Origin of the sequence: Castellaniella sp. GW247-6E4, from assembly GCF_040276065.1 — a bacterium.
GTDB lineage: Bacteria > Pseudomonadota > Gammaproteobacteria > Burkholderiales > Burkholderiaceae_B > Castellaniella.
This window is the reverse complement of the sequence record NZ_JBELOI010000013.1, coordinates 52,614-77,013: the sequence shown is the minus strand read 5'-3', so window position 1 is coordinate 77,013 and position 24,400 is coordinate 52,614. Positions and strand designations below refer to the sequence as shown.

General features: G+C 66.6%; 21 protein-coding genes and 1 tRNA gene. 15 read left to right on the top strand and 7 right to left on the bottom strand.

All coding sequences use genetic code 11. From position 1 onward, the window contains the following. The 4 genes from ABS761_RS14985 to lpxC all read left to right on the top strand — a co-directional run bounded on the left by ABS761_RS14985 (position 1) and on the right by lpxC (position 4,436). Positions 1-804 carry a cell division protein FtsQ/DivIB gene (locus ABS761_RS14985; protein WP_350409136.1) on the top strand — a complete coding sequence of 268 codons (804 nt, stop codon included), beginning with the start codon at positions 1-3 and terminating at the stop codon, positions 802-804. Then, the gene (gene ftsA, locus ABS761_RS14980) at positions 801-2,027 is read left to right on the top strand and encodes a cell division protein FtsA (protein ID WP_350409135.1); all 1,227 of its coding nucleotides are present in this window, start codon (positions 801-803) and stop codon (positions 2,025-2,027) included. The genes ABS761_RS14985 and ftsA overlap by 4 nt, the downstream gene beginning before the upstream one ends. A gap of 83 nt (positions 2,028-2,110) precedes the next feature. Then, the gene (ftsZ, locus tag ABS761_RS14975) at positions 2,111-3,274 is read left to right on the top strand and encodes a cell division protein FtsZ (protein ID WP_350409134.1); all 1,164 of its coding nucleotides are present in this window, start codon (positions 2,111-2,113) and stop codon (positions 3,272-3,274) included. Positions 3,275-3,515: 241 nt separating this feature from the next. Next, positions 3,516-4,436 carry a UDP-3-O-acyl-N-acetylglucosamine deacetylase gene (gene lpxC / locus ABS761_RS14970; protein ID WP_350409133.1) on the top strand — a complete coding sequence of 307 codons (921 nt, stop codon included), beginning with the start codon at positions 3,516-3,518 and terminating at the stop codon, positions 4,434-4,436. 4 nt (positions 4,437-4,440) lie between these two features. On the opposite strand, the gene ABS761_RS14965 is transcribed toward lpxC, so the two are convergent. After that, a complete protein-coding gene (locus ABS761_RS14965; protein WP_350409132.1) occupies positions 4,441-4,917 on the bottom strand; it encodes a DciA family protein in 477 nt (158 codons plus the stop codon). A gap of 30 nt (positions 4,918-4,947) precedes the next feature. Between ABS761_RS14965 and ABS761_RS14960 the strand changes: the two genes are divergently transcribed. Together ABS761_RS14960 and secA are read left to right on the top strand one after the other, a co-directional pair. After that, entirely contained in the window at positions 4,948-5,940 is a 993-nt protein-coding gene (locus ABS761_RS14960) for a M23 family metallopeptidase (protein ID WP_350409131.1), read from the top strand. A 91-nt stretch (positions 5,941-6,031) separates the two neighbouring features. Further along, positions 6,032-8,791, top strand: a complete 2,760-nt coding sequence (secA, locus tag ABS761_RS14955) for a preprotein translocase subunit SecA (protein ID WP_350409130.1) — start codon at positions 6,032-6,034, stop codon at positions 8,789-8,791. 87 nt (positions 8,792-8,878) lie between these two features. On the opposite strand, the gene mgtE is transcribed toward secA, so the two are convergent. The 4 genes from mgtE to ABS761_RS14935 all read right to left on the bottom strand — a co-directional run bounded on the left by mgtE (position 8,879) and on the right by ABS761_RS14935 (position 12,931). Beyond that, on the bottom strand, positions 8,879-10,357 hold the full coding sequence (gene mgtE / locus ABS761_RS14950; RefSeq protein ID WP_350409129.1) for a magnesium transporter: 1,479 nt from the start codon (positions 10,355-10,357) through the stop codon (positions 8,879-8,881). A 13-nt stretch (positions 10,358-10,370) separates the two neighbouring features. Further along, entirely contained in the window at positions 10,371-10,775 is a 405-nt protein-coding gene (locus tag ABS761_RS14945; protein WP_350409128.1) for an acyl-CoA thioesterase, read from the bottom strand. A gap of 102 nt (positions 10,776-10,877) precedes the next feature. Further along, positions 10,878-12,095: a M20 aminoacylase family protein gene (locus ABS761_RS14940; RefSeq protein WP_350409127.1), complete on the bottom strand. Its 1,218-nt coding sequence runs from the start codon at positions 12,093-12,095 to the stop codon at positions 10,878-10,880. Beyond that, complete coding sequence (locus ABS761_RS14935; protein WP_350409126.1) at positions 12,092-12,931, bottom strand: inositol monophosphatase family protein; 840 nt, start codon at positions 12,929-12,931, stop codon at positions 12,092-12,094. The genes ABS761_RS14940 and ABS761_RS14935 overlap by 4 nt, the downstream gene beginning before the upstream one ends. Positions 12,932-13,018: 87 nt before the next feature. Between ABS761_RS14935 and mnmC the strand changes: the two genes are divergently transcribed. Both mnmC and ABS761_RS14925 read left to right on the top strand, forming a co-directional pair. Further along, positions 13,019-14,893: a bifunctional tRNA (5-methylaminomethyl-2-thiouridine)(34)-methyltransferase MnmC2/FAD-dependent 5-carboxymethylaminomethyl-2-thiouridine(34) oxidoreductase MnmC1 gene (gene mnmC, locus ABS761_RS14930; protein ID WP_350409125.1), complete on the top strand. Its 1,875-nt coding sequence runs from the start codon at positions 13,019-13,021 to the stop codon at positions 14,891-14,893. A 119-nt stretch (positions 14,894-15,012) separates the two neighbouring features. Further along, a complete protein-coding gene (locus ABS761_RS14925) occupies positions 15,013-17,214 on the top strand; it encodes a glycoside hydrolase family 31 protein (RefSeq protein WP_502881448.1) in 2,202 nt (733 codons plus the stop codon). 266 nt (positions 17,215-17,480) lie between these two features. Here the strand turns inward: ABS761_RS14925 and ABS761_RS14920 are convergent, their stop codons facing one another. Beyond that, positions 17,481-18,254: a metallophosphoesterase gene (locus ABS761_RS14920; protein ID WP_350409124.1), complete on the bottom strand. Its 774-nt coding sequence runs from the start codon at positions 18,252-18,254 to the stop codon at positions 17,481-17,483. A 64-nt stretch (positions 18,255-18,318) separates the two neighbouring features. Between ABS761_RS14920 and ABS761_RS14915 the strand changes: the two genes are divergently transcribed. The 7 genes from ABS761_RS14915 (at position 18,319) to glnQ (ending at position 23,609) form a co-directional block, all read left to right on the top strand. Beyond that, positions 18,319-18,394 (top strand) — tRNA-Lys (locus ABS761_RS14915). A 198-nt stretch (positions 18,395-18,592) separates the two neighbouring features. Beyond that, positions 18,593-19,603, top strand: coding sequence for a methionine ABC transporter ATP-binding protein (locus ABS761_RS14910; RefSeq protein ID WP_350409123.1), 1,011 nt, complete (start codon positions 18,593-18,595; stop codon positions 19,601-19,603). Beyond that, a complete protein-coding gene (locus tag ABS761_RS14905) occupies positions 19,600-20,259 on the top strand; it encodes a methionine ABC transporter permease (RefSeq protein WP_350409122.1) in 660 nt (219 codons plus the stop codon). Before ABS761_RS14910 ends, ABS761_RS14905 begins: the two co-directional genes overlap by 4 nt. Positions 20,260-20,280: 21 nt before the next feature. Further along, positions 20,281-21,063, top strand: a complete 783-nt coding sequence (locus tag ABS761_RS14900; RefSeq protein WP_350409121.1) for a MetQ/NlpA family ABC transporter substrate-binding protein — start codon at positions 20,281-20,283, stop codon at positions 21,061-21,063. 105 nt (positions 21,064-21,168) lie between these two features. Then, a complete protein-coding gene (glnH, locus tag ABS761_RS14895; protein ID WP_350409120.1) occupies positions 21,169-21,924 on the top strand; it encodes a glutamine ABC transporter substrate-binding protein GlnH in 756 nt (251 codons plus the stop codon). 300 nt (positions 21,925-22,224) lie between these two features. Then, positions 22,225-22,884, top strand: coding sequence for an ABC transporter permease subunit (locus tag ABS761_RS14890; RefSeq protein WP_502881450.1), 660 nt, complete (start codon positions 22,225-22,227; stop codon positions 22,882-22,884). After that, positions 22,881-23,609, top strand: coding sequence for a glutamine ABC transporter ATP-binding protein GlnQ (gene glnQ, locus ABS761_RS14885; RefSeq protein WP_350409118.1), 729 nt, complete (start codon positions 22,881-22,883; stop codon positions 23,607-23,609). Before ABS761_RS14890 ends, glnQ begins: the two co-directional genes overlap by 4 nt. A 12-nt stretch (positions 23,610-23,621) precedes the next feature. Here the strand turns inward: glnQ and ABS761_RS14880 are convergent, their stop codons facing one another. Further along, positions 23,622-24,344, bottom strand: coding sequence for a hypothetical protein (locus ABS761_RS14880; protein ID WP_350409117.1), 723 nt, complete (start codon positions 24,342-24,344; stop codon positions 23,622-23,624). Positions 24,345-24,400 lie beyond the last annotated feature (56 nt).

The window sequence follows — 24,400 nt, the reverse complement described above, 5'->3', positions numbered from 1 at the left end:
GTGTTCGCCGATGCCCGCCTGACCAATCTGATCGCCAATGCGCTTGCGCTGCTCGCCGTGCTGGCGATGCTGGCGGGTGCGCTGGCGTGGGCGGTGCGCCGGCCGTACTTCACGATCGCCCGCATCGAGATTGCGCCGGTGGCGGCCGCCGGCCTGCAATACGTCACCCCCTTGAGCCTGCGCACGGCGCTGGCCGGCCAGGTGCAGGGCAATTTCTTTCTGCTGAACCTGGACGAGGTGCGCCACAAGATCGAGTCGACCCCTTGGGTGCGGCATGCGAGCGTCCAGCGGGTCTGGCCCGACATCCTGCGCGTGCGCATCGAGGAGCAGCAGCCCCTGGCGCTCTGGAACGAAAACCAGATGATCAACACCTGGGGCGAGGCCTTCACGGCAAATCAGGGCGAATTGCCCGACGATTTGTGGCTGCCTCAGCTCAATGGCCCGGCGAGTTCCGAGCGGTTGGTGGTCCAGCGCTATGCCGAGATCGCCCGCTGGTTCGCGCCCCTGGACCTGCGGGTGCGCGAAGCCACCCTCAGTGCGCGCTATGCCTGGGAGGTCCAACTCTCGGACGGCGTGCGTCTGCGCCTGGGACGCGACCCGGCGGCCGATACCACCGATCCCCACGGACGCTCGGGCGCCCTGCCGTTTGCCATGCGCATGGAGCGCTTCGTCCAGGCCTGGCCGGCGCTGTCCAGGCGGCTGGGCGAGCGCGTGATCGCCAGCGCCGACCTGCGCTATTCCAATGGCTTTGCCATCACGCTGGCCCCTGAAACCCAAGCTACTCCAAAACCTCGAAAGCCATGACCCGTGACATCAAAGACCTGATCGTTGCACTCGATATCGGCACCAGCAAGGTGGCCGCCGTCGTCGCCGAAATCCTGCCAGATGGGGGGTTCGAGGTGCTTGGCCTGGGCCAGCACGAATCCGAAGGCATGCGCAAGGGCGTCGTGGTGAACATCGAGTCCACCGTCAACTCCATCCAGCGTGCGCTGGAGGAGGCCGAGCTGATGGCCGATTGCAAGATCCGCGAGGTATTCACCGGGATCGCGGGCAGTCACATCACGAGCTTCAATTCCAGCGGCATGGTCGCCGTCAAGGATAAGGAGGTGACGGCCACCGACGTGGCGCGCGTCATCGAAACCGCCAAGGCGGTGAACATCCCGACCGACCAGCAAGTGCTGCACGTGCTGACGCAGGAGTTCATCGTCGATGGGCAGGAGGACATCCGCGAACCCATCGGCATGAGCGGCATGCGCCTTGAGGTGCGCGTGCACATCGTCACCGGCGCGGTCAGCGCGGCGCAGAACATCGTCAAGTGCGTGCGCCGTTGCGGCCTCGAGGTGCAGGACCTGATTCTGCAGCCCCTGGCCTCCAGCCTGTCGTGCCTGACGATCGACGAGAAAGAGCTCGGCGTGGTGCTGGTGGACATCGGCGGCGGGACGACCGACATCGCCATCTACACCGGCGGCGCGATCCGCCACACCTCGGTGATCCCGATCGCGGGCGACCAGGTGACCAGCGATATCGCGGCCATGCTGCGCACGCCCACGCCGGATGCCGAGGAGATCAAGCTGCGCCACGGCATCGCCAAGCAGGTGCTGGCCCACGCCGACGAAATGATCGAGGTGCCGGGCCTGGGCGATCGTCCGAATCGCAGCGTCAAGCGCCAGGCCCTGGGCGCGGTGATCGAGCCGCGCATGGAGGAGCTGTTCGGTTTCGTGCAGCAGGTGGTGCGCGAATCCGGCTACGAAGAGCTGCTGTCCTCGGGTGTGGTGCTGACCGGAGGGACCGCCCTCATGCCCGGCATGGTGGAGCTGGCCGAGGACGTGTTCCTCAAGCCCGTGCGCGTGGCCGTGCCGATGTACGAGGGCAGTTTGTCCGACGTGATGCGCAATCCGCGCTTCTCGACGGTGATGGGATTGTTGACCGAGGCGCGCATGCAGCGCGCCCGTGGTCGCAAGGTTGCGCAGCAAAAGGGGGCGGTCAAGTCCATTTTTGCCCGCATGAAAGAGTGGTTCATGAATTAGGGGCCGGCGGCGGAACCTAAAGAAAGCCACACGGCAGTTCAGGGGAAGTTGTTTGTATTTTTCGATATGTGAGGGAGTCATCCATGATGAACTTTGAAATGCTGGATACCAGCAGCAATGGCACCGTGATCAAGGTCGTCGGTGTGGGCGGGGCGGGCGGCAATGCCGTGTCCCATATGATCCGTTCGGGTGTGCAGGGCGTGGACTTCATCTGCGCCAATACCGATGGCCAGGCGCTCGCGACCAGCGAGGCGCCTGTGCAGATCCGCCTGGGCCGCTCCGGACTGGGCGCTGGCGCCAAACCTGAGCAGGGGCGCGCCGCGGCCGAAACCGCGCGTGAGGAAATTCGCGCGGCGCTCACGGGTGCGCACATGGTCTTCATCACGGCCGGCATGGGCGGTGGCACGGGCACCGGCGCGGGCCCCGTGGTGGCCGAAGTGGCCAAGGAATTGGGCATCCTGACGGTGGGCGTGGTGACCAAGCCCTTCATGTTCGAAGGCGCCAAGCGGATGAAGATGGCCGAGGACGGCATCCGCGAACTGGGCAAGCATGTGCATTCGCTGGTGGTGGTCCTCAACGAGAACCTGTACGAGCTCATGGATGACGATGCCACCCAGGAGGACTGCTTCCAGGCCGCCGACGATGTGCTGCACAACGCCTGCGCCGGCATTGCCGAGATCATCAATGTCGAAGGCAATGTGAACGTCGACTTCGAAGACGTCAAGACCATCATGGGCGAGCAAGGCCAGGCCATGATGGGGACGTCGGTGTCGGCCGGCGCCGACCGTGCCCGCGTGGCCGCGGAGCACGCCATTGCCTGCCCGCTGCTCGAAGGCGTGGATCTGCACGGCGCGCGCGGCATCCTGGTCAACATCACGGCCAGCCGCACCCTCAAGATGCGCGAGACCCGCGAGATCATGGACACCATCCGCAGCTACGCGTCCGAGGATGCGACGGTGATCTTCGGCACCGCCTACGATGAGTCCATGGGCGAGAACCTGCGGGTGACAGTGGTGGCCACGGGCCTGGGTGCCGGCAATAGCCGTCCGCAGCTCGTCTCCAACAATGTCGAGGCCCAGCGCACCGGCACGGACAATCTGCCCCTGGCCGGCGGTTTCGCCAACACCGACGTGCCGTCGGTGATGCGCAATCCGCGCAGCAATGCCTCGGCCCAGGTGCGGGCGCTCGAGACCGCGGGAATGGACCACTTCGACATTCCGGCGTTCTTGCGCAAGCAGGCGGACTGAGCGGTTTCCCCGCTTCGTCCGCCTCTCACATATCGACCCGCCGTCCGCGGCGGATCGTAGCGGCTGGCGCGCGCGCCCCTTCCCCTGGGGGGGCGCGTGCCTTCGCCTCGATGCGGCAAGATCCGGATGCTTCAAGAATAAAAAACATAGTGGTAAACCCGGGTTTTGGTTACAATACGGGGGTCTATGCAGATGGACGGGATTTGCCGCGCCATCTCCTCGCAATTCACTGGTTGCCTTCATGCTTCTTCAGCGCACCATCAAACAAGCGATTTCCACCAAGGGCGTGGGCCTGCATTCTGGCCGCCGTGTGGATCTCACGCTGCGTCCGGCCCAGCCCAACACGGGCATCGTGTTCCATCGCGTCGACCTACCCCAGGTGGTGGACCTGCCCGCCCGCGCTGATGCGGTGGGCGACACGCGCATGGCCTCGGTGCTGCAGCAGGGCGATGTGCGGGTATCGACGGTCGAGCACCTCATGTCGGCCCTGGCCGGCCTCGGGGTGGACAATCTGCACGTGGACCTGAATGCCGAGGAAGTCCCCATCATGGACGGCAGCGCCGGCACATTCGTCTACCTGCTGCGGTCGGCCGGCCTGCAGGAACAGGCCGCGCCCAAGCGCTTTCTGCGGGTGCTCGAGCCCGTCGAGGTGCGTGAAGGCGAGGGCGACCAGCAAAAATGGGCACGCCTCGAGCCCTACGACGGTTTTGCGCTGTCGTTCTCCATTGATTTCAGGCATCCCGCCATCGATTCAACGGCCAATACGGCCGAGGTGGATTTTGCCCACGATTCCTACGTCAAAACCATTGCGCGCGCGCGCACCTTCGGGTTCGCCAGCGAGGTCGAGGCCCTGCGCTCGATGGGCCTGGCCCGCGGCGGCAGTCTCGACAATGCCATCGTGATGGACGAGTACCGGGTGCTCAACACCGACGGTCTGCGCTATGCCGACGAGTTCGTCAAACACAAGATCCTCGACGCCATCGGCGACCTGTACCTAGCCGGCAAGCCGCTGGTGGCGCGCTATGTCGCCTGCAAGTCCGGGCATGCCATGAACAACCAGCTCGTGCGCGCCCTGTTGGCGCGGCAGGATGCCTGGGAACTCGTCAGCTACGAGTCGCCGGCGGCGCCGGCCGCCTTTACCCGCGATTGGCAACTGGCCTGACGGTTCATTGGCGGTGGTGGCGTAGCAGCCGACCGATGGCGTCGGCCAGCGGCCCCGGCCGCAGTGAACGGCGCAGGGCTTCGAATGAATCCAGTGCGTGTTCACCCAGCCCCTCGGCTTGCCGAAGGGGCTGTTTTGTCGTCAGCCGGGCGAGCCCGGCGTCGATCCGTACGACAATGTCCTCGACCGGCCATCCGGCGGCACGCAGGTGGGCCGCAGCCGTGGGCGCCAACTGGCGCAGGCGGGCGGCATGCGCGGGGCTGGGAACCGAAATCGTCAGGCGCTGTCTGTCAATCAGGGCCGCCTTGCAATAGCGCGCCAGCCCCGGGGGCAGCACCTGCGCCAACAGCGCCTCGGCCGCCATCAGGTGGCGCGCGACATCCAGGATGCCCGCGCCGCGCTGGTCGGCCGCGATCCAGTCCAGCGGCAGGGCGCCGGACGCGGGTGTCCCGCCGTGGGCGGATCGAGGGCCGCGGCTCATGTCGGATCAATTCCTGAACGATGGTGATGAATGACTCATACTTTCCTGTCCCGTCTGGGGCATTCTAACGCCAAGGCGCTCAAGGTCCTGGCCGGCGGGTTCGCCCTGGCGGCGGCGGCCTGGGGCGGGGCGCAGTGGCAGGCGCGCACGGCTTCGGCGGCCAGCCTCGATCCCGGGAGCCTACATGCGCTGGATCAGCGCCTGAGCCGGGAATCCACGCTTATCGACGACAGCATCGCGGGCTTGGCGGCCAAACTCGGCGAGCTTCAGGCCCGTCTGATCGCCATGGACGCGGTGCGGCAGCGTGTGACCGATGCCGCGGGCCTTTCCCATAGCGCCCCCGAACTCGACCAGGCCGCCGGCGATGCCGACGCGGCGCCGGTGATGGACGACATCCCCTCCGATTGGCTCGAGGGCGGGGCGCCGGGGTCGGCCGAGGTGCTGGGCCGCAGGATCGACGCGCTGCGTGATCGGGTGTCAGTGCAGGAGGACTCCTACGCGTTGATCGATGCCGCGATGTCCAGTCGCGCCGGTCTCGAGGCCAGCCTGCCGACGCTGTCGCCGGTCGACTATCCGTACCTCAGTTCATCCTTTGGTTGGCGACGCAATCCGGTCAGCGGCCGCCACGGCATGCACGAGGGCCTGGACTTCGTCGCGCCCCGCGGAACGCCGATCCAAGCGGCATCGGGCGGCCTCGTCCTGCGCGCGGGCACCGTGCGTGGCTATGGCAAGATGGTCGAGATCGACCACGGCAACGGACTGAGCACCCGCTATGCGCACGCCTCCTCGCTCGCGGTCAAGCCCGGGGATATTGTCCGCCAGGGACAGTTGATCGCGCGCGTGGGCAATACCGGACGCTCGACGGGAGCGCACCTGCACTTTGAGGTGCGCATGGCCGGCTATCCCCTGGATCCGGCGCTCTTTATCGGGGCGCCGCAGGGCGCGCCGGACCTGCGCCTGGCGCGGTCCGGCGCGCTGGCCACAGAGGGGGCTTCCGATGCGACAGCCTCCGAGCTGCGTTAAACTGCATCGTTTACCTGCGGCAGCCGTCGGGCGGCCGCGTCCACGCAACCGGGCTCGGGGACCATCCCAGGGCTCGAACCGATGACACGACATGGTTTCTCTGCTCAAAAAGATTCTAGGCAGCCGCAACGACCGCCTGCTCAAGCAATATCGCAAGCAGGTCGTGCAAATCAACGCGCTCGAGCCGTCCATGGCGGGCCTGTCGGATGATGAGCTCAAAGCCAAGACCGACGAATTCCGCCAGCGCCTGGCCGACGGACAGTCGCTCAACTCCTTGTTGTCCGAGGCCTTCGCGGTCGTGCGCGAGGCCAGCAAGCGGGTCTTTGGCATGCGGCATTTCGATGTCCAGCTGATTGGTGCGATCGCCCTGCACAACGGCAAGATCGCCGAGATGCGCACCGGTGAGGGCAAGACCCTGATGGCCACCTTGGCCGTCTACCTCAATGCCCTGGGCGGCCGCGGGGTGCACGTCGTCACGGTCAACGACTACCTGGCGCGCCGCGATGCCGAATGGATGGGACGCCTGTACGGCTTTCTGGGCATGAGCGTGGGCGTGGTGGTGCCACAGCAGGAAAACGAGGAAAAGCGCGCCGCCTATCGCGCCGACATCACCTACGGCACGAACAACGAGTACGGCTTCGATTATCTGCGCGACAACATGGAGTTCCGCCCGGGCGATCGCCGCCAGCGCGGCCTGGTGTTCGCCATCGTCGACGAGGTCGATTCGATCTTGATCGACGAGGCGCGCACGCCGCTGATCATCTCGGGCCAGGCCGACTACAACACCGAGCTCTACGTGCGCATGAATGCGGTCCCGCCGCTGCTCACGCGCATGACCGAGGAGCCCAAGCCCCACGAGCCCGAGCCCGAGGGCGATTTCTGGGTCGACGAAAAGGCGCAGCAGGTGCATTTATCCGAGGCCGGCCAGCTCAAGGCCGAGGACATCATGGCCCGGCAGGGCATCCTGCCCGAGGGCGAATCCCTCTACGACCCGCGGCACATCTCGCTGATCCATCATCTGATTGTGGCTCTGCGGGCGCACAATTTGTTCTTCCGGGACCAGCAGTACGTCGTCCAGAACGGCGAGGTCGTGATCGTCGACGAGTTCACGGGCCGGCTGATGGCCGGCCGGCGCTGGTCCGAGGGCCTGCACCAGGCGGTCGAGGCCAAGGAAGGCGTGCAGATCCAGAACGAGAACCAGACGCTGGCCTCGATCACTTTCCAGAACTACTTCCGCATGTACGAAAAGCTCGCCGGCATGACGGGCACGGCCGATACCGAGGCCTACGAGTTCCAGGAGATCTACGGCCTCGAGACGGTCATCATCCCCACCAACCGTCCAATGGCGCGCGATGACCAGAACGACCAGGTGTTCAAGACCGATGCCGAGAAATACCAGGCGATCCTGGCCGACATCGTCGACTGCCACGAGCGCGGCCAGCCGGTGCTGGTGGGCACGACCAGCATCGAGAACTCCGAGCGGCTGTCCGCCGCCCTGCGCAAGGACGGGATGCCTCACGAGGTCCTCAATGCCAAGCAGCACGCCCGCGAGGCCGAGATCGTCGCCGAGGCGGGCAAGCCCGGCCACATCACGATCGCCACCAATATGGCGGGTCGAGGCACCGACATCGTGCTAGGCGGCAGCGTCGAAAAACAGGTCGATCTGGCGCGCGCCAACCCCGAGCTGACACCTGAGGAAAAAGAGGCCCGCATCGCCGCCATCCGCAGCGAATGGGCACCGGCCAACGAGGCGGTGAAAAAGGCGGGAGGGCTGCGCATCATCGGCACCGAGCGCCACGAGTCGCGCCGGATCGACAACCAGTTGCGCGGCCGCGCCGGCCGCCAGGGCGACCCGGGCTCGTCGCGTTTCTACCTTTCGCTGGACGACTCGCTGATGCGGATCTTCGCCGGCGACCGTGTGCGTGCCATCATGGAGCGCCTGAAGCTACCCGAGGGCGAGCCCATCGAGGCGCGCATGGTATCGCGTTCCATCGAGTCGGCCCAGCGCAAGGTCGAAGCCCGCAACTTCGACATCCGCAAGCAGCTCCTGGAATACGACGACGTGGCCAACGATCAGCGCAAGGTGCTCTATACCCAGCGCAACGAGGTCCTGGAGGCGAGCTCGGTGGCCGATACGATCGCGCACTTGCGCGACGCCGAGATCACGGCGGTGTTCCGGCGCAGTATCCCCGAGGACACCATGGAGGAGCAGTGGGACGTCCCCGCGCTGCAGTCCTCCCTCGAGTCGGACTGGGCGATTGCGCTGTCGCTCACCGAGATGCTCGAGAAAGAGCCGGACCTGACCGACGACGACCTGCTCGAGCGGGTCCTGGCCGAGGCGCGCCGCCTCTATGAGGCCAAGATCGCACAGGTCGGCCGCGAGGGCTGGGAGCCATTCGAGCGCTCGGTGCTGCTGCAGTCGCTGGATTCCAACTGGCGCGGGCACTTGGCCTCGCTGGACCATCTGCGCCAGGGCATCCATCTGCGCGGCTATGCCCAGCAGGATCCCAAGCAGGCCTACAAGCGCGAGGCGTTCGCCTTGTTTTCCGACATGCTCGACCGGATCCGCAACGAGACGATCCGCGTCCTCATGACGGTGCGCATCCAGTCGCCCGAGCAGGTCGAGGTCGAGGAGCCCGAGTCCCCGGCACTCGAGAATGTCCGCTATCACCATGCGGACTACGACGCGGCGTTGCGCGGCGAGGATCCCGGGCTGGATCAGCCGGCGAATCCGCGCGGCGGCGCAGCAGCGGCGGGCATGATGGGCGGCGTCCCCAAGGTCGGACGCAACGAACCTTGCCCGTGCGGTAGCGGCAAAAAATACAAGCATTGCCACGGGCGACTGGCCTGAGGTTCAGGCGTATTGCCTTGTGGGCGTGAGGGCGGTGAGTGGGGGCTGCGGCTCCCGCTGCTTTTGTGCGCTTGAGGCAGGAATCCCTCACAACAGGAAAATCGTCGCCAGCCCCAGGAACAGAAAGAAACCCAGCGAGTCCGTCGCGAAGGTCAACAGCACCGAGGACCCCACCGCCGGATCCTTGCCGAACCGGTCGCGCAGCAGCGGGATGAGCACGCCCAGCGCCGCGCCGATCAACATATTGCCGACCATCGCCGCCATCATCACGCCGGCCACCGCGTACGAGTCCGAGATCACCCAGGCGAAGGTCGCTGCCACCAGGCTGCCGCAGGCGCCCACCAGGAAAGTCACCTGCAGTTCACGCTTGACCAGTTGCCAGACATTGGCGCCGGTCACGCGGCCCATCGCCATGGCGCGGATGATCATGGTCATGGTCTGGTTGCCCGAGTTGCCGCCGATCCCGGCAACAATCGACATCAGGAACGCGAGTATCACGATGCGGCTGACCGTGTCCTCGAAGCGCGAGGCCACCAGCGAGGCGATCGAGGCCGTGCACAGGTTGATCAGGAGCCAGGGCGCGCGGTTGCGCAGCGCGCTGAGCACCGGTGCGAAGATGTCCTCTTCTTGCAGGCCGGCGCGCGACAGTTCCTGCTCGTGCGAGTCTTCTTGCAGCACGTCCACGACCTCGGCGATGGTCACCCGGCCGATCAGGCGGCCCTGGTCGTCGACCACCGGCGCGGACACCAGGTCGTAGCGCTCGAAGGCGCCGGCCGCGTCGGCGTCCGAGTCCAGCGGATTGAGGCTCAGGAAGTCGGCCTTCATCACGTCGGCCACCAGGGACTCTGGTTCGCTCACCAGCAGTTTGGACAAGTAGAGCGTGCCGCGCAGGCGGTCCAGCCGGTCGACTACGAACACCTGGTCGGTATGGTCTGGGAGCTCGTGCAGACGGCGCAGGTAGCGCAGCACCACCTCCAGCGTCACGTCCTCGCGTACGCGCACCATCTCGAAATCCATGATGGCGCCGACCGTGTCCTCGGGGTAGCCCATGGCCTCGATCAACTGCGCGCGCTCGGCCTCGGTCAGGCCTTTCTGCACCTCGGCGATGACGTCCGGCGGGAGGTCCGGCGCGATGTCCGCGATCTCGTCCGCGTCCATGGTCTCGGTCGCGGCGATCAAGTCCTCGTGGTCCATGGACTCGATCAGCGATTCGCGGACCCAATCCTCGACCTCCAGCAGCACGTCGGCGTCGTGTTCCTGGCCGACGAGTTGCCAGACCACCTGGCGTTGCAGCACAGGCAGCGATTCCAGGATGAAGGCAATGTCGGCCGGGTGCAGCGCGTTGATGATCTGGCGGATCTCGTCCTCGTGCTGGCGCTGCAACATGCCTTCGAGCAGGTTCGAGGCGTCCTCGTCCTCGTGCTGGCGTTGGGCGATCGCGTCCACGACCTCCTGGCGCTTCAGGATCGCCTGTAGTTCCTGCAGCGCCAGTTGCGCATCCTCCGGGTCGAGGCGACGGGGGATGATCAGCGGCATGCTTTCCGGGCTGTCCTGGATATCCGGCATGGTCGTCCCGGGGTCAGATCGGCGGCAGGGGGCGGCTGCGCCGCTGGTCGTCGGTGGCCACGTAGGTCAGTATCGCCTCGGTGACTTTGACGACCTCGGCGGACAGGCGCTGACGCTCGGCATAGACCTCGACCGCCACGGTGATCGAGGTGCGCCCGGTGCGGACGATGTCGGCATAGAAGCTGAGCAGGTCGCCGACGAACACCGGCTGCTTGAAGGTGAACGCGTTGACGGCGATGGTCGCCACCCGTCCGCCGGCGCGGCGCGCCGCCGGGATGGAGGCGGCGATGTCGACCTGGGACATGATCCAGCCGCCGAAGACGTCGCCATGGATGTTGGCGTCTGCGGGCATGGGCATGACGCGCAAGATCGCATGGCGCTCGGGGGCAGGCAGGGTGGTGGGCGTGTCTGGGGTCATGGGGAGGCCTTTCGCGTTGCGGTCGCCGGGCGGCGTGGGGTCGTCGGGGCAGGGCACCCGGAGGTCGCCGTATTTTACGGCAAGCTTTAAGGTGAAACGGTGTCAGCCCGGAGGCTCGGGCCGGCGGCGTTCGAGCCAGCGGCGCGCGAGCATCACCCAGTATGCGGCGCCCAGCGGAATCAGATCATCGTTGAAATCGTAGCTACCGTTGTGCAGAGTGCAGGGCCCCAGCCCGTGGCCAGCCTCGCGATGGTCGCCGGTGCCGTTGCCGATCCAGACGTAGCAGCCCGGGCGGGCTTGCAGCATGAATGCGAAATCCTCGGCGCCCATGGAGGGCCGGACGCCGGTCTGGACGTGCTCCGCGCCGACCAGCTCGCACAGCACCTCGGTACAGAACGCCGACTCGGCCGGGTGGTTGACGGTGGCGGGATAGCGTCGGTCGAAGCGGAATTCGGTGGTGCAGCGCAGGGCGTCCCCGAGTCCCCGGGTGATTTCGCCCATGCGTGCCTCGATCAGATCCAGCGCGTGCGCCGACAGGGTGCGCGTGGTGCCGCGCAGGACCGCCTGGTCGGGGATGACGTTGTCGGCTGAGCCGGTATGGATCTGGGTGACGCTGATGACGGCGGGCTCGAGCGGGTCCAGGTCGCGCGTAAGGATGTTCTGGTAGGCCAGGGTGAGCTGCGCGGCGGCGACGACCGGATCGGCGCCCAAGTGCGGCATGGCGGCGTGGGCGCCACGGCCGGTGATGATGGCCTCGAAGGTACTGCTAGAGGCCATGATGGGGCCTTCGGTCAGGGCGAACGAGCCGGCCGGAATGCCGGGCCAGTTGTGCATGCCAAACACGGCCTCGACCGGGAACAAGTCGAATAAGCCGTCCTCGATCATGCGTTGCGCGCCGCCCTGGCCTTCTTCGGCCGGCTGGAAGATCACCTGCACCGTGCCCTCGAAGTCGCGGTGGTGGGCCAGGTGGCGGGCGGCGGCCAGCAGCATGGCGGTGTGGCCGTCATGACCGCAGGCGTGCATGACGCCGGGGTTGCGGCTGGCGTGTGCAAAGGTGTTGGATTCGCTCATGGGCAGGGCGTCCATGTCGGCGCGCAGGCCGATCGACCCACCGGGCGCGCGGCCGGTGATGCGCCCGACCACGCCCGTCACGCCGAGGCCGCGATGCGTCTCGATGCCCCAGGATTCCAGCAGGCGCGCCACCGTGTCCGCCGTGCGCACCTCTTGGAAGGCCAGCTCGGGCCAGGCGTGAATGGCGCGGCGGACGGCGGTGAAATCCGCGTGCCAGGATCCGAGGGTGTCGAGGACGTCGTTTTTCATAGGTGTTTGGCGATCATGGCGTCGAGGGCTTCGGCGATGTGGGGGTTGGCGGCGTAGACGTCGCCGCCCTCAGGCCAGGGCTGGCGGTGGCGGAGGTCTTCGCAGATGCCGCCGGCGGCGCGCACCAGTGCGACGCCGGCCGCCACGTCCCAGGAGGACAGGCCCATTTCCCAGTAACCGTCGTAGCGCCCGCAAGCCGTCCAGGCCAGGTCCAGGGCCGCCGAGCCCATGCGCCGCACGCCGCGCGTGGAGGCGATGGCTTCGCGCAGGGCGGGCATGTATTGATGTTCGAACGAGAAATCCCGGAAGGGAAAGCCCGTGGCGATGACCGACTCGCGGAGGTCGTTCGCGCCGGAGCAATGGATGCGCCGCCCGTTGGACCAGGCACCGATGCCGTGCATAGCGGAAAAGAGCTCCTCGCGGTTGGGGTCGTAGATCACGCCGATCAGCGGGGTGTCTTGCGCGAGGCGCCCCGGCCCCTCGACGTGGGCGCCGGCATGTCCGATCAGGGCGATCGAGACCGCGTAGTGCGGGATGCCGCTGAGAAAATTGGTGGTGCCGTCCAGGGGGTCGACATGCCAGGTTGCCTGGGCGCCCCGCTGGCCGCCGCTTTCCTCGGCGATGATGCCGATATCCGGGGTGCGTGTGGACAGGATGTCGATGATGGCGCGTTCCGCCTCGCGATCGGCCTGCGATACGAGATCGTTGCGCATTTTGAAGTCGACGACCAGATCCGCGCGGTGCAGGGCGTGGGTCTGTAGAATGGCGGCTGCGGCGTGCGCCGCGGTCACGGCGGCGTCCATACAGTCGGCGGACAGGTAATGCGAAGCTTGCATGGCGTGGGAGCCCCCCTGCAGCGCCGTCGGGCCCGGGAAGGCACATGGCGTTCCCATGCATTGTACGTGAGCCCTCAAGAGTCTTGCATGTCAGGAAGTTATGAAGCCGTGCGGGCGGCGCGCCTGCATTTCAATGCGCAAGGCGTGCCGTGCAGCACGGAGTACGGCGATGTCTATCACAGCGCCTCGGGCGCGCTGGAGCAGGCCCGGCATGTCTTTCTGCGCGGCAACCGCCTGCCCGAGCGTTGGCGGGACCGGGCGGCCTTCACCGTGTGTGAGACCGGCTTCGGGCTGGGTCAGAATTTCCTGGCGGCTTGGCAGGCGTGGCGCGACGATCCTCGGCGCAGCCGCCGCCTGCACTATCTCGCCTTCGAGGCCCATCCCTTCGAGGCCGCGGATCTTCGGCGTGCCTTGTCGTCCCGTCTGCCGTCCGCGTTGGCGACATTGGCCGCCGTCCTGGCAGATCGCTGGCCACTCCTGACGCCGGGCCTGCATCGCCTCGAATTCGAGGGGGGCGCCGTGACCCTGACCCTGGCCTTTGGGTCGGTGCGCCGGATGGCGCCCCAGGCGCAAGCCCGCGTGGATGCCTTCTTCCTCGACGGTTTCGCCCCTGGAGTGAATCCCGAGATGTGGACGCCGGCGCTGTTTGGGCAGTTGCGCCGCCTGGCCGTGGCCGGCGCCACCGCCGCGACCTGGTGCAGCGCCGGACAGGTGCGCCGCGATCTGCGCGATGCGGGCTTCCTGGTCGAGAAGGCGCCCGGGTTCGGCGGCAAGCGGGACATGACGGTGGCGGTGCTGCGCCCGGGCCTGGGGACGCCGGCTGCCGCGCCGCGCGCCCGGCGGCTGGCCGTGGTCGGTGGCGGCATCGCGGGCGCGGGCATTGCCCAGTCGCTTGCCCTGCGTGGTCACGAGGTGTGTGTCTATGATCCGGTCTTCGCGCGAAGACCCGAGGAGGCGCTGCGGGTGCGTGGAGCAGCCGCCCTGGTGCCCGCGCTGACCCCGGATGATGACACTCGATCGCGTTTGAGTCGTTCGGGTTTGGCGTGCGCGCGCCGTCGCTGGCTGAGCTTGCCGGGTTTGGCACGCCCCGAGGTTTGCGGCGCACTGGTCTGCGCACGGACCCGGGACGAGGCGGCGGCACAGTGCGCCGCTCTGGACGCCCTGGCGTTTCCTCCCGAATGGGTCCGTTGGATGGATGCGGCCGAGGCCGGCGCGCGGGCCGGCGCGACCCTGCACGAGGGCGGCTTGTGGTTCGAACAGGCGTTGCTGCTGCGGCCCGGCGCCTTGCTGCCGGCCTTGCTGGGGATGCCCGGCGTCCAGACCCGCGCGGCGTGTGTCAATGCCCTGCGGGCGGCTGGGGGCGGCGCCTGGCGTCTGCTGGGTCCCGAGGGGGGCGTCCTCCAGGAGGCCGATGGGGTCGTCCTGGCCAATGCCGCCGAGGCGAGCGCCTTGCTGGCGACCGGCCATGCAGCGGCACGCCTGCCCAAACTCGCGGCCGTGCAGCGCCTGGCTGGCCAGATCAGCGTGTACCGGGTGCCGGCGGGCACCCCTGGCGCGGACGTGCCGCGCTGCATCCTGTCGGGCAAGGGCTATTGCCTGCCGCCGCGCATGGGCTGGGGCGTTGCCGGCAGCACCTATCGCCCCGACGCCGCCGAAAGCGTGGTCGACGCGGCCGGGCATCGGGAGATTCGGGCGCAACTGGCCGCCTGGCTGCCCGAGGGGGCGGTGCCCTGGCTGGATCGCGGTTCGCCCGAAGGCTGGGCCGGCTGGCGCGCCGCCACCGCCGATCACCTGCCCATCATCGGTGGCGTGCCGGATGCGCCCGGTCTGTGGCTGGCGTGCGCCTATGGCTCGCGGGGCCTGAGTTGGTCGGCTCTGGCGGGCGATATACTGGGCGCGGAACTGGACGCCGAGCCCGCGCCGATCGAGCGCGAATTGGCCTACCGTATCCGGCCGCGCTGAGCCGGAATTCGGCTGGCGGACGACGCAAAGAGGCCAAGGATTTTATTTTATGGCGTAAATCCGTCAGAATAAGGGTTTTTGTACGACTCACACGGGCGTCATGCCCAGGGGATCACGCTGTGTCGCCCAAATCGGAACTGGCTAGCCAATTGCTTGAAACAGGTCTGGAGTTTGTCCGCGCCAATTCATCCTGCGTGGACTTCGCGTTCAAAGGCGGCGATCTGCGCCTCAGGATAGAGGCGCATGCGCCGGGGGTCTTTCGTGTGCGCTGCGGCGAGCGGCGGACGCTGGACCCGGACAAACCGACGCCGCGGGCGCAGCGGCACGCCGAGTTGCTGCTGACGCGCCAGGAGGCGGTCGGCGAGCTCGACTGCGAGGCCCTCGAGGATGGCGCCGGCTGGCGGATTGCCCAGGGCGATGCGGTGTTGCGGCTCGATGCCGAGCCCTTCGCCTTGCGGGTCGAGCACGTCGATCGGTTCGTCGTGGAAAGCCTGCCCGGCGCCTTGGGCGTCGAGGACGATGAGGGCGGTCGCGTTTGGCAATTCGGCCTGGCCCTTGGCGAGGACGAGGGGCTTTTCGGCTTGGGCGAGACACAGGGCGATCTGGATCGGCGCGGCGTCCGGTTGGTGTCCGACGATCCGGCCGCCCGGGTGCTGCCGCTGGCCTGGAGCCCGCGCGGCTGGGGCCTCTATGTGAATACCCTGGGGCGTGTCGAACACGACGTGGCAGCCGACGCGGACGCCTATTGCGTCCGGGCGGCCGGCGCCCAGTTCGATGCCTTCCTGTTCGTGGGCGAGCCCGCCGAGATCCTCAACCAGTACACCGCGCTCACAGGCCGGGCGGGGCAGCCCGGCCTGTGGCCCATGGGCGTCTGGCTGGAGCAGGCGCCCGCGCAGGCCGCTGCGGCGTCCCTGCACCAGATCCACAGGCTGCGCGAGCAGGGCCTTGCCCTGGATGCCCTGAGCCTGGCGCCGCCGGCCGCACTGGGGTTCCAGGCGGACAAGCCCGTCTTCGAGTGGGCGCAGCGCCTGCCCGACTGGCGCGAGTTTTCCGCCGCCTGCGGCGCGCTCGATGTGCACGTGGCCGGCGCCTGTTTCCCGGGCGTGCTCCGTGATACGCCGCTGTTCGCCGAATGGGAGGATCGCGGTTGGCTGTTGTGCGGCGAGGACGGCGAGGCGCAGGTTTTTCCCGGCCAACCGGTCACGGATGGCCACGCGTTCGCCCTCCTGGATCTGACCCATAAGGATGTCTACCGGCTCTGGTCCGAGCGCCATGCACAGGCTTTCGAGGAAAACCTCGCCGCACCGGTGTGCCACGCGCAATTCGATATTCCGGATACGGTCGAAGCGCGCGGCGGAGAGTCCGGCTCGGTGTTGCGCACGCTGTACCCGCATCTCGCCCGCCGGGCGCTGTTCGACGCCGTGGCGGGACAAAAGACCCCCCAGGAGGGGGTGTTGCCCAGCCGCGACCTGTTCCCGGGCGCCCAGCGTTACGCCTGGCAGCTCGGTCCCGAGGTCGCCAACGATTGGGACGGGTACGCCCGCACCCTGCGCGCCGCACTGGCCGTGGGCAATAGCGGCATCGCGGTGCAGACCCACGGCCTGGGCTGCGCGGCGCGGCCGGCGCAGACCATGGACGGCGAGCTCTACCTGCGCTGGCTGGCGATGTGCGTGTTTTCGGCCAATTTCAGCCTCCAGGGGCATCCAGCCCTGATGCCCGACGCATTCGATGCGGCGACGCGCGCGCTGGTGGAGCATTGGTTGCAGTGGCGCTACCGGCTGGTGCCGTATGTGGCCGGTATCATCGAGGATGCGGTGCGCACCGGCCTGCCGGTACAGCGCTCGATGGCCCAGGCCTTTCCCGACGATGTGCAGGCCCATGTCTGGGATACTCAGTATCTCTTGGGGCCCGCGCTGCTGGTGGCCCCGGTGATGCAGCCCGGCGGACGGGCCGAGGTCTATCTGCCCGCGGGCGCAGCCTGGTGGGATCTGAACACGGGCTGGCGCTATGAGGGCGGATCGCGCCTGGCGATGACGCCCGGCCTGGATACGCTGCCGGTGTTCGGTCGGGAGGGCCACATGTTGTGCCTTGGGCCCATTGCCCAGCATACCGGAGAGATCAACTCGGCCCGTATCCTGGACGAGGTCTGGATGTTCGGGATGCCCGAGCATAGCCCCGTCGTCATGCGCAACAAGATCCGCGTCATGCAGATGCAGGGCTCGAGCTATATCAAGGGGCTCGAGGGCCTGCGCATCCTCCCTTCGGAGGGGCTGGAGGTCAAGCGCCGGGGTGCCGAGGTCCGGATCTCGCGGGCGCGTTAGGCGGCCGCCGCCTATTCGTGCGCTTGCGTTCCGCCGTACCCGGGGCGGCTTAAAAGGTTTTCTGCAACCCGTCCGGCGGTCCGGCCTGCCGCCGGACTCCCCGGACCTTCCTCGTCCACGCGGGCGGCGGGCAAACTCGTCGCGCTACGCGCTCCTCAAACAGTGCCCGCCGGATTCCCCCGCGTTCCCTTCAGAAGCTTCCGGCGCCGGCCAAAAGGTTGCGGAAAACCTTTTAAGCCGCCCCGTGCACTGTGAGAGGATGCTGCTTACGGTCGCAGCGGGATGTCGATCCGCAGCGCCGGATCGAAGGCCGGGTTTTCCGGGATGCCGTCGCGAAAATAGCCGCGCGGATTGCAGATCACGCGGGTGCCGCGCACCGAATAGTCGAAGCTGTCGTGCGTGTGCCCGTGGATCCATAGGGTCGCGCGCCCCATCAGCGAGGTGCAGTCCGAGGCGAATCCTGCGCTGATCAGCGAATCGGCAAAGCGTGGGTGCACGCTGCGCATGCTGGGAGCGTGGTGGGTGACGACGACCGTTGGGCCCTCGAATGGCTCGTCCAGTGCCCGATCGAGCCATTCGTACTGGGCAGCGAACAGCGCGCAGGCGTCGGCCGGGGTGTAGCGGCTGCCGTCGGTGTTGCGGATCACCTGGAAATCACGCATGAAGGCCTCGGTCTTTTCCTGGGCCGATGCGCGCAGCTCGGGGCCGAACAGTTCGAAATCCGTCCACAGGGTCGTGCCGAGGAATCGCACGCCGCCAAAGACCAGGCAGCCCTGGTCAAGCAGGTGCACGCCCTGCTCGTGGGCAAGGTCCGCCAGTCGCTGGCGCGTGCCGGCGATGTCGCCGCCGTAGAATTCGTGGTTGCCGGGCACGTAGAGTACCGGGCGCCCCAGCGCGCCTGCCCACTGCATGGCGGCCTGTGGCCGGGCGATGTCGCCGGCGAGGATGGTGAGGTCGGCATGGACCTCGGGCGGCGGCATGCCCTGGACGCCCAGATGCAGGTCCGACAGGATGTGCAGGCGCAGATTGGAATGGTTCATGGCGGTGCTGATTCCGTTAATTTGACAGGATTTCGAGCAAAAGCGATAATTTAAGGCTTATGTTGGGTCGTTAGCTCAGTCGGTAGAGCACCGGACTTTTAATCCGTTGGTCGCGCGTTCGAGCCGCGCACGACCCACCAGGATCCAGGCGCCAGTCCTTTTGGGGGCTGGCGCTTTTACGTTCGGGGTGGCGCGTTTGGCGCCCGGGGCGCTGGCATGCGGGCCCCGCATATCACTAGCCAGAATAAGCTAGTTGATTTTTCGTTGGATCGGTCATGTTAAATTGTGCCTCGCTGCCCGCCCGACCGGTGGGCGGCCTTCATGAGTGATTATGTATCTTGATCGACCTCGAGAACATCCGTAAAACCTATCATTCCGCGGGGCGCGCCGTGCACGCCCTGGCCGATGTGAACCTGGCGATCCGTCAGGGCGAGGTGTTCGGCATCATCGGCCGCTCGGGTGCGGGCAAGAGCACGCTGATACGCATGTTGAATCTGCTCGAGCGCCCCACCGAGGGCGCGGTGCGGGTCGACGGACGCGACATCACGGCGTTCAGCGACGCCCAGTTGCGCGAGTACCGCCGAGGCGTCGGCATGGTGTTCCAGCATTTCAATCTACTGCGCTCGCGCACTGTCCTGGACAACGTCTGTTTTCCGCTGCGGCTCGCGGGCATGGCCCGCGAGCCGCGCTTGGCGCGGGCGCGCGAGGTTCTGGCCCTGGTGGGTTTGTCGGATCACGCGCACAAGTATCCGGGGCAACTGTCGGGCGGCCAGCAGCAGCGTGTGGGCATCGCCCGCGCCCTCGCCAGCCGGCCACGGCTGCTGCTGTGCGACGAGGCGACCTCGGCGCTCGATCCCGAGACGACGCAGTCGATCCTGCGCCTCTTGGGCGACATCAACCGGCGCCTGGGCCTGACCATTGTCCTGATCACCCATAGCATGGACGTGATTCGCGCGGTCTGCGACCGGGTGGCGGTGATCGAGGCGGGCCGCATCGTAGAGTCCGGCGAGGTGCTGGAGGTGTTCCTGCACCCGCGGCACGGCGCCACGCAATCCCTGCTGTCCGAAAGCGGCGTCGATGCCGAGGGCTGGCGCGCCATGGCCGATGGCCTCGCCGGACGCCTGCTGCGCCTGAGCTTTCGCGGCGACAATACCGTCCAGCCCCTGCTCAGCCGGATCAGCCGCGAGCTGTCCCTGGATCTGAGCATCCTGCAGGGCTCCGTGGGACGGATCAAGGAAACGCCGTTCGGGCAGTTGGTGGTCGCGGTCCAGGGGCCGCACGAGGGCCTGGAGCGCCTGGCGGGCATGCTGGCGGCGGCCGGAGTCGATCACGAGGTGCTGAGGCCATGATGCTGGCGAATGTGGATTGGTGGTTGATCGGCCAGGCGACGATCGACACCTTGCTGATGACGGGTTTTTCTTTGTTGTTCACGGTGCTGATCGGCATGCCGGTGGGTATCCTGCTGTTCCTGACGGCACCGGGCCAGATGCTGTCCAGCCGCGCGGCCTACCAGAGCATGGCGTTCATCGTGAACGTGCTGCGTTCGGTGCCGTTCCTGATTCTGCTGATCGTGATGATTCCGCTCACGAGAATGCTCGCGGGGACGGCCCTGGGCGTGCAGGGTTCGATCCCGCCGCTGGTGGCGAGCGCGGCGCCGTTTTTCGCGCGTCTGGTCGAGAACGTGCTGCGCGAGCTCGACCCCGGGGTGAGCGAGGCCTGCCGCGCGATGGGGGCCGATTCCCGGCAGACCGTGCTGTGGGCCCTGATCCCCGAGGCGACCACCGGGATTCTGGCGGCCATCGTGGTCACCGCCATCACCCTCGTCGGCTACTCCGCCATGTCGGGCGTGATCGGCGGCGGCGGCCTGGGCGATCTGGCCCTGCGCTTCGGCTATCAGCGTTACCAGACCGACGTCATGGTCGTCACGGTGCTGATCCTGGTGGTGATGGTCCAACTTTTGCAGGTCTTTGGCGACCGTTGGGTCGCCAGGATGAACAGGAAGTAATTTTTTTCAGGAGGTTTCCCCATGCTGTTCAAGACGTTCGCGCTGGCGCTGGCGCTTCCCCTGGCCTTCGCCATTCCCGCGCAGGCCGCCAAACTCTCGGTCGCGGCGACGCCGGTCCCGCACGCCGAGCTGCTGGAGTTCGTCAAGCCCGACCTCGCCAAGGAAGGCATCGAGCTGGACATCAAGGTGTTCACGGATTACGTGCAGCCCAATCTGCAGGTCGCCGACAAGCAGATCGACGTGAACTTCTTTCAGCACCAGCCCTACCTGGATTCCTTCAACAAGGAACACGGCACCCGGCTCGTGACGGTCGGCCTGGTCCATGTCGAGCCCTTCGGCGCCTATTCCCAGAAGATCAAGGACATCAAGGACCTGAAGGACGGCGCCAAGGTGGCTATTCCCAACGACCCGTCCAATGGCGCGCGCGCGCTGTTGTTGCTGCAAAAGCAGGGCCTGATCACGCTCAAGGATCCGAGCAACATTCTCGCGACCGCGCGCGACGTGGTCGAAAATCCCAAGCGCCTTCAGTTCCATGAGCTCGAGGCCGCCACGCTGCCGCGCGTGCTGCCGGACGTGGACGTGGCGCTGATCAACACCAACTACGCCCTGGAAGCCGGTCTGAACCCGGTGAAGGACGCGCTCTTTATCGAGGGTTCGGATTCACCCTACGCCAATATCGTGGTGACCTCCGCCGATCGCAAGGACGATCCGGCGATCCGCACGCTCGTCGGCGCCCTGCACACCGACAAGGTGCGCCAATATATCCTCGAGCACTACAAAGGCGCCATCGTTCCGGCCTTCTGAGCGGCCGCCGTACACGGGAAACGGCCCTCGCGGGCCGTGGTTCTTTTCAGTTAACATGACACCTGAAGAACCCAGCTAGCAGAATTTATCCCACAAGGAGACCCCATGCTGCCCAAGACCCTCAAAGCAATGCTGCTTGGCCTGACCCTGGCCCTGGCGCTGCCCTCCACCCAGGCGGCGGACAAGGAACTGGTCGTGGCGACCGACACCGCCTTCGTTCCCTTCGAGTTCAAGCAGGACGGCAAATACACCGGATTCGACATCCAGCTCTGGGAGGCCATCGCCAAAGAAGCCGGCCTGAAGTACCGCCTGCAACCGATGGACTTCAACGGCATCATTCCCGGGCTGCAGACCCATAATCTCGACGTGGCGCTGGCTGGCATCACCATCCGCGAAGACCGCGCCAAGGTCATCGATTTCTCGGATCCCTACTACGAGAGCGGCCTGGCCATCCTGGTCGCGAACGACAGTCCGATCAAGACCGCCAAGGACCTTCAGGACAAGACCGTCGCCGTCAAGATCGGTACCGCGACCGTGGACTACCTCAAGGCCAATGTGCCCTCGGCCAAGCTGAAGCTCTTTCCCAACATCGACAATGCCTTTCTCGAGCTGGCCACGGGCCGGGTCGACGCCGTGGTGCATGACACGCCCAATGTGCAGTACTACGCCCAGACCGCCGGCAAGGGCAAGGTCAAGGTCGTGGGTTCCCTCAAGAGCGGTGACTTCTACGGTATCGCCTTCCCCAAGGGCAGCGAGCTCGTTCCGGTCGTGAACAAGGCGCTGGCGGCGCTGCACGCCAACGGCAGCTACGACAAACTCTACGAGACCTGGTTCGGCAACAAGGCCGACGCGGTCAAGTAGGGCGCGGCTTTTCATTTCGCGTTGACAGGCGCGAGCCTCATGTGAACGGCGATCGGGTGGCACCACTCGATCGCCGTTCACCTTTGCCGCTGGGCCAATTCCTCACTCGGGGTGACGAACGTGACTTTTGAATGGTCCGCCATCTGGGCCGCAATGCCCGATCTGCTCGATGGCACTCTCATGACGATCCAGATCACACTGCTCGGCCTCATCGGCGGCGTCCTCATCGGCGCCCTGGCGGGCGTGGTCACCACCTACGTCCGGGTCCCGGTCACCTGGCGCTCGGCGCTGCTGTCGGTGATGGGCGTGGTGGTGGTCTACGGGGCGCTGCGGCTGGCGTTCTGGCTGGGTGCCGGGGTGTTGGGCGAGGTGCCCGATTGGGCCTGGTGGGCCGTCCAACTGGCCATCGTGATCCTGCTGGTCTGGCGCTTCCATGCCTGGATCCCGCTGGGGCTGTCCTTTGTCGCCCAGGTGTACATCCTGGTGATCCGGGGGACACCCATCGTGGTGCAGGTGATGTTCATCTATTTCGCGCTGCCGCTGATCGTGGGCCTGCGCATCGACGGATTCTCGGCGGCGGTCTTTACGCTGATGATCAATTCGGGCGCCTATATCGCCGAGATTGTCCGCGGCGGGCTGCAGTCCGTGCCCAAGGGGCTGCACGAGGCGGGCCAGGCCATGGGGCTGCCGTTTTACAAAATCTTGCTGCACGTCGTCGGCCCGGTGGCGCTGCGCCGCATGATTCCCACCATGGGTAATCAGTGCATCATCAGCCTGAAGGATTCGTCGCTGTTCATCGTCATTGGCGTGGCCGAGCTCACCCGCCGGGGGCAGGAAATCATCGCCAGCAACTTCCGCGCGGTCGAAATCTGGGGTGCGGTGGCCGTGATCTACCTGATCTTGACAGGCTGCATCGCGCTGGCCCTCAAGTTTATCGAGCACAGGACGAGGATCGTATGAGCATCGTCGAATTCAAGAACGTCACCAAACGCTTTGGCGACAATGTGGTCCTCGACGGAATCGACCTGGCGATCGAGCCGGGCGAGGTCGTGGTGGTGGTGGGGCCCTCGGGATCCGGCAAGTCCACCTTCCTGCGCTGCATCAACGTGCTCGAGACCATCCAGGGCGGCGACATCGTCGTCAACGGACACAGCGTGCTCGGCAGCCCGGCGCAGGTGCGCGAACTGCGCCGCGAGGCAGGGATGGTGTTTCAGCAATTCAATCTGTTTCCCCAGCTCACGGCGCTCGAGAATGTGATGTTCGGCCCCATCCATGCGCGCGGCACGCCGCGCGTCCAGGCGGGCGAGCAGGCCCACGCCCTGCTTGCGAAAGTCGGCCTGGCCGAACGGGCCGGACATTATCCCGGGCAATTGTCCGGCGGCCAGCAGCAGCGCGTCGCCATTGCGCGCGCGTTGGCGATCAAGCCGCGGCTGATGTTGTTCGACGAGCCCACCTCGGCCCTGGACCCCGAATTGCGCCATGAGGTGCTGCGGGTGATGCAGGACGTGGCCGAGGAAGGCATGAGCATGATCGTGGTCACCCACGAGATGGAGTTCGCGCGCAAGGTCGGCAGCCGCCTGATCTTCATGGACCAGGGCCGGATCGCGGAGGATGGCGATCCTCAGGCCCTGCTCAGCAATCCGCCCAGTCAGCGCCTAAAGGATTTTCTGCAGCACGTGGCTTGAGCCGGCGTCCCGCTATTTGCCCTGCGTGACGCGGATGGTGCGCGTCGCGGTGATCTTGTCGGAACCGGCCGCGGTGATCTGGACGGTCACCTGGCGGGCGCGAAAGCCCTTGGGCAACTCGGACTCGCCCTTGATCTGGGTATAGCGCCCCATGTGCAGCGGCAGAGTGGCGATGTCCACGTAGACCGTCTGTCCGTTGCTGTAGTGGCCAGCGGCGATGAGCTTTATTGCGCCGTCGAAGGCTGGCGCCTCGGTTGCGCCCTCGGGCAGTTCCTGGATCAGCAGGGTGTTGTATGCCAGCCGATCGTTGCGCGTGACCATGTCGGCCGCGCGGATGCCGGGTGAGGTGCCGCGCGGATCAGGGGGGATCGCCGCGATCAGCTCGGCCACGCCGGCTTCCATGCTGGCGTGGTCGGCGCGTAATTGCTCGAGCTTGCCGGTCTGGTCGGCCAGCGACTGGCGGGCCTGCTCGAGATCGGTCCTGAGCTGTTTGGCCTGCGTTTGCAACTGCTGCTTTTCGAGATTGGCGGAATTGAGGTCCATGCGTAATTGCTCGGACTGCTCGGCCGTGAGCCGTGGCGGGCCGTAGCTGCGCTGCAGGAACACGACGCCGCCGGCACCGAGGACAATGCCGCTGATCAGCAGCACCAGCCAGCGCGGAATACCCCGGCGCTGGCGCGTATAGCCATAGGGAGTGGGTTTGAAGGCGGGGCGTTTCGAAGAGCCGAAAGACATGGGTGCGTTCCTGTACTGCGGTGTGCCCGAGGCCCGCGGGCCTGCGAAATCCTGAA

Bases quoted from the DNA above. Each gene is read 5' to 3' on its own strand.
- ftsA (WP_350409135.1), top strand. From the start codon at position 801: ATGACCCGTGACATCAAAGACCTGATCGTTGCACTCGATATCGGCACC.
- ftsZ (WP_350409134.1), top strand. From the start codon at position 2,111: ATGATGAACTTTGAAATGCTGGATACCAGCAGCAATGGCACCGTGATC.
- lpxC (WP_350409133.1), top strand. From the start codon at position 3,516: ATGCTTCTTCAGCGCACCATCAAACAAGCGATTTCCACCAAGGGCGTG.
- ABS761_RS14965 (WP_350409132.1), bottom strand. From the start codon at position 4,917: ATGAGCCGCGGCCCTCGATCCGCCCACGGCGGGACACCCGCGTCCGGC.
- ABS761_RS14960 (WP_350409131.1), top strand. From the start codon at position 4,948: ATGACTCATACTTTCCTGTCCCGTCTGGGGCATTCTAACGCCAAGGCG.
- secA (WP_350409130.1), top strand. From the start codon at position 6,032: ATGGTTTCTCTGCTCAAAAAGATTCTAGGCAGCCGCAACGACCGCCTG.
- mgtE (WP_350409129.1), bottom strand. From the start codon at position 10,357: ATGCCGGATATCCAGGACAGCCCGGAAAGCATGCCGCTGATCATCCCC.
- ABS761_RS14945 (WP_350409128.1), bottom strand. From the start codon at position 10,775: ATGACCCCAGACACGCCCACCACCCTGCCTGCCCCCGAGCGCCATGCG.
- ABS761_RS14940 (WP_350409127.1), bottom strand. From the start codon at position 12,095: ATGAAAAACGACGTCCTCGACACCCTCGGATCCTGGCACGCGGATTTC.
- ABS761_RS14935 (WP_350409126.1), bottom strand. From the start codon at position 12,931: ATGCAAGCTTCGCATTACCTGTCCGCCGACTGTATGGACGCCGCCGTG.
- mnmC (WP_350409125.1), top strand. From the start codon at position 13,019: ATGTCAGGAAGTTATGAAGCCGTGCGGGCGGCGCGCCTGCATTTCAAT.
- ABS761_RS14920 (WP_350409124.1), bottom strand. From the start codon at position 18,254: ATGAACCATTCCAATCTGCGCCTGCACATCCTGTCGGACCTGCATCTG.
- ABS761_RS14905 (WP_350409122.1), top strand. From the start codon at position 19,600: ATGATGCTGGCGAATGTGGATTGGTGGTTGATCGGCCAGGCGACGATC.
- ABS761_RS14900 (WP_350409121.1), top strand. From the start codon at position 20,281: ATGCTGTTCAAGACGTTCGCGCTGGCGCTGGCGCTTCCCCTGGCCTTC.
- glnH (WP_350409120.1), top strand. From the start codon at position 21,169: ATGCTGCCCAAGACCCTCAAAGCAATGCTGCTTGGCCTGACCCTGGCC.
- ABS761_RS14890 (WP_502881450.1), top strand. From the start codon at position 22,225: ATGGGCGTGGTGGTGGTCTACGGGGCGCTGCGGCTGGCGTTCTGGCTG.
- glnQ (WP_350409118.1), top strand. From the start codon at position 22,881: ATGAGCATCGTCGAATTCAAGAACGTCACCAAACGCTTTGGCGACAAT.
- ABS761_RS14880 (WP_350409117.1), bottom strand. From the start codon at position 24,344: ATGTCTTTCGGCTCTTCGAAACGCCCCGCCTTCAAACCCACTCCCTAT.